At 39.6% G+C, this 3,690-nt stretch carries 4 protein-coding genes; 3 read left to right on the top strand and 1 reads right to left on the bottom strand.

Translation table 11 applies throughout. The features are described 5' to 3' along the window. Positions 1 to 444: transposase (locus L641_RS0104160; protein ID WP_024601213.1), on the top strand; the 444-nt coding region annotated here is incomplete at its 5' end. Between the two features lie 167 nt (positions 445 to 611). Here L641_RS0104160 and L641_RS0104155 read toward each other — a convergent pair. Then, positions 612 to 1,238 carry a tyrosine-type recombinase/integrase gene (locus tag L641_RS0104155; RefSeq protein WP_024601212.1) on the bottom strand — a complete coding sequence of 209 codons (627 nt, stop codon included), beginning with the start codon at positions 1,236 to 1,238 and terminating at the stop codon, positions 612 to 614. 181 nt (positions 1,239 to 1,419) lie between these two features. On the opposite strand from L641_RS0104155, the gene istA reads away from it, so the two are divergent. Together istA and istB are read left to right on the top strand one after the other, a co-directional pair. Beyond that, complete coding sequence (istA, locus tag L641_RS0104150; protein ID WP_008466912.1) at positions 1,420 to 2,970, top strand: IS21 family transposase; 1,551 nt, start codon at positions 1,420 to 1,422, stop codon at positions 2,968 to 2,970. An 11-nt stretch (positions 2,971 to 2,981) separates the two neighbouring features. Further along, on the top strand, positions 2,982 to 3,690 hold a 709-nt coding region (istB, locus tag L641_RS0104145), incomplete at its 3' end, for an IS21-like element helper ATPase IstB (protein WP_024600957.1).

The raw sequence follows: 3,690 nt of genomic DNA, 5'->3' as shown, positions 1-3,690 counted from the left end.
TTCAAATACGATGCAAATAAAGATATTTACTTATGCCCCGCTGGTAATGAACTTCAAAATCGAATGCAGGTATTTGAGCAAGGTAAATACCTTGATGTTTACTTCAATCACATTGCTTGTCGAGATTGTAAAATAAGAAGTCAGTGCACTAACTCTAAAAAAGACCCTAGGCGAATAAGGCGGTGGGTGCATGAGATTCTGACAGAAGAAATGCTTCAAAAGCTAAAGAATGAACCTGAATTGATGCTTCATCGCAAGCAAACTGTTGAGCACCCCTTTGGCACAATTAAACTCTGGATGGGAGCTACCCACTTACTAACACGAGGTTTAAAAAGCGTGGGGACAGAAATAAGTCTTCATGTCCTAGCTTACAACTTCAGAAGAATGATAACAATTATGGGAGTTAACGGCCTAAGTAAAGCAATTAGAGTAGCGTTGCCATAGCAGTTTCGCTCGCGCGGAGAAAATTGCGATACTGAGAAAAAATCGATCGCAACCATCTTAAATGGTTTCAAACTAAGAACATACCCAAGACAATTTATTAAAAATTAGTTTTTACACAGTCTGTGCACGTGCCAGACTCTAACTTCGAGTCTGGCTTAGGTTCAAATTTAAGCATCGATCTGTTCTGATACTTCTAACGCATCATCAACTTCTATTCCCAAGTACCTGACAGTGCTCTCTAGTTTTCTATGGCCAAGTAGAAGCTGACAGGCTCTTAAATTTTTAGTTTTTTTGTAAATTAGTGATGGTTTGGTACGTCTCATTGAATGAGTGCCATATTGAGTCTTATCTAACCCAATTGAGGTGACCCAAGAGTCAACTATACGTCCATATTGACGGGTTGAAAGGTGTTCAGAGGAATGAATTCGTGACTTAAACAAGTAATCATAAGAATTGAGAGTAAATTGCTCTATGAGCGCCACAATTGATTTCCTTGTATTTCCAGTAATTTCAAATTGAACAGGCATACCAGTCTTTTTTTGAACGACTATTGCCCGTGATTGGATTGCTTTACCATGTGCAATGTCATTAACTTTTAGTGAAACTAAATCACACCCTCTTAGTTTGCTATCTATGGCTAGGTTAAATAGTGCTAGATCTCTTATTTTATGAAAAAGTTCCAGTCGTATTCGGATAGCCCATATTTGCTGTAATTTTAGAGGTAACTTTTGTCCTACAAGCTTATTTTTATTCCAAGGTGCATATTCTCTCCAGCTTTGATCACCCAATTGCATTAACTTTGATCGCTTATTCTCATTAAGCTTTGATCACTAAAATCACTTGTAAATGATCACATTTATGCTCTTAATGATTTTGCCGATCAAAGCTTAATACCACTCGTAACCGAGTTCACGTTTTATCATTTTTGTAGGTGTGTTAAACCGTTATCTGAATCGTTTGATGAGGATAACAACAATGACAACAAGACCTATATCTATGAGTAAATTACATTCCATTTTACGGCTGAAGTACTCAGCACAATTATCCCATCGAGAGATTGCCAGAAGTTTAAATATTTCACCTGGTACTGTGGCTAATTACCTTAAAAAGGCCAATGAGTTAGGCTTAAATCAATGGCCAATACCAGAGGATAAACAGCAAAATACATTTTTCAACACCAAACTCAAGCGCTTCTCAACGCGTAAAAAAAGACACCCAACGCCTGACTGGTTAAATATCAATAAAGACTTAAAACAACATAAACACCTAACATTACAGCTCGTATTTGATGAGTTACTTGAAAAAGTGGGTGAGCCTTATTACAGCTACAGTCACTTCTGCCGAGCTTATAAACAATGGTTAGGTACCCAGCGACTCTCAATGCGTCAGCAGCATAAAGGGGGTGAAAAGCTGTTTGTGGATTATTGTGGCCCCACAATTACCATTACTTGTCCGACGACACAAGAAAAGCGCACTGCTCAGATATTCGTTGCTGTACTAGGTGCATCAAATTATACCTATGCTGAAGCAACGTATAGTCAGCAACTTGAAGATTGGGTAATGAGTCATGCGCGTTGCTTTGAATTTTTAGGCGGCGTTCCTGACGTTGTTATTCCCGATAATCTCAGAAGTGCTGTCAGTAAAACCTGTCGCTACGAGCCTGATTTAAATCCGACGTACCACCAGTTAGCCGAGTACTTTAACGTTGCTGTCATTCCGGCTAGACCTTATAAACCCAAAGATAAATCGAAGGCTGAAGTCGGCGTACAAATTGTTGAGCGTTGGATCATGGCACGCTTACGTAACCAAACCTTCCACAGCTTAGCGCAACTCAATCATGAAATAGCAAAGCTACTGGATATGATGAACAATAAGGTGATGAAGCAATATCAACAATCACGCAAACAGCTATTTGATATGGTGGATAAAAACGCATTAAAGCCATTGCCTGAAAAGCCCTATCAATATACACAAATCAAAACAGTACGTGTGCATATTGATTACCATGTTGAAATAGAAAAACATTACTACAGCGTGCCTTATCTGTGGGTTAAAAAACAATTACGCGCACACATATCCAATCAACTCGTGCAGCTTTATTATGACGGCACTTTAATAGCACAGCATCCTCGCTCAAACCGTTTAGGCGGACATACGACACAGACACATCATATGCCAAAGGCGCATCAAAAACAGCATGAGCAGTCACCGATAAATTTACGCTCATGGGCATTGAGTATCGGTGATTATACTCATCAAGTCGTTGAATTATTGCTTAATAGCAAACGTCATCCAGAGCAAGCTTATCGCACCTGTTTAGGGGTATTAAGTTTAGCTAAAACGTATTCAAAAGAACGCCTCGAGCGAGCATGTTACCGAGCAATTTGCATGAATACGACCACACACAGATCTATTAAGCAAATGCTGCAAAAAGGGTTAGACCAACAACCATTACCCACACTCCAAACAGAGCCAGAAAAGCCAATTACACACAGCAACATACGTGGCACAGATTACTACCATTAAGGAATGTAAACATGATAGAAACAATTAATCAGCAACTTCAATTGCTCAAGTTATCGGGTATAAAGCAAGCACTCAAGCAGCAGCTTGAACAGCCAAACCTATATCAAGAACAAAGCTTTATAGAGCGCGTCAGTTTATTGCTAACACATGAAATTGATACGCGTGACCAAAGAAAAATAGAGCGACTGGTGCGACAAGCAAAATTCCGCGTACCGGGTCAGTTAAATCAACTCATTTACTCGCCGAAGCGCAATCTAGATAAAGCACAAATACGCAGCCTCAGCCAAAGCACCTGGCTGGGTTTACATCAGAATATATTAATTACAGGCGCCACAGGCTGTGGCAAAACCTACCTCGCGTGTGCCTTGGGTCACGAGCACTGTTTACAAGGAAAAAGTGTCTTCTATATTCGATTAAAAGAATTACTTGAAAGTCTATTTCTAGCACAGGCCGATGGCAGTTATCGAAAATTATTGGGTAAACTCATTAAATACGACTTACTTATTTTAGACGATTGGGGGCTAGAGCCACTCAGTGCTCAGCAACGAAGCGACTTACTTGAATTAGTCGATGCTAGATATGGTTATAAATCACACATCATCATTAGTCAGTTACCACAGGAAAATTGGCACCAAATGATCGGCGAATCAACGCACGCTGATGCTATTTTAGATAGGCTGATTCATGGTGCAATTAAGTTGAATTTAAAAGGAGAATCGA

Source organism: Pseudoalteromonas sp. TB41, assembly GCF_000497975.1.
GTDB classification, from domain to species: Bacteria; Pseudomonadota; Gammaproteobacteria; order Enterobacterales; family Alteromonadaceae; genus Pseudoalteromonas; species Pseudoalteromonas tetraodonis.
Note: the sequence above shows the minus strand (reverse complement) of the source record. Positions and strands in the feature narration are given on the sequence as shown.

What these genes read in the sequence shown, in the direction of transcription:
- L641_RS0104155 (WP_024601212.1), bottom strand. Translation starts at nt 1,238, where the DNA reads ATGCAATTGGGTGATCAAAGCTGGAGAGAATATGCACCTTGGAATAAA.
- istA (WP_008466912.1), top strand. Translation starts at nt 1,420, where the DNA reads ATGACAACAAGACCTATATCTATGAGTAAATTACATTCCATTTTACGG.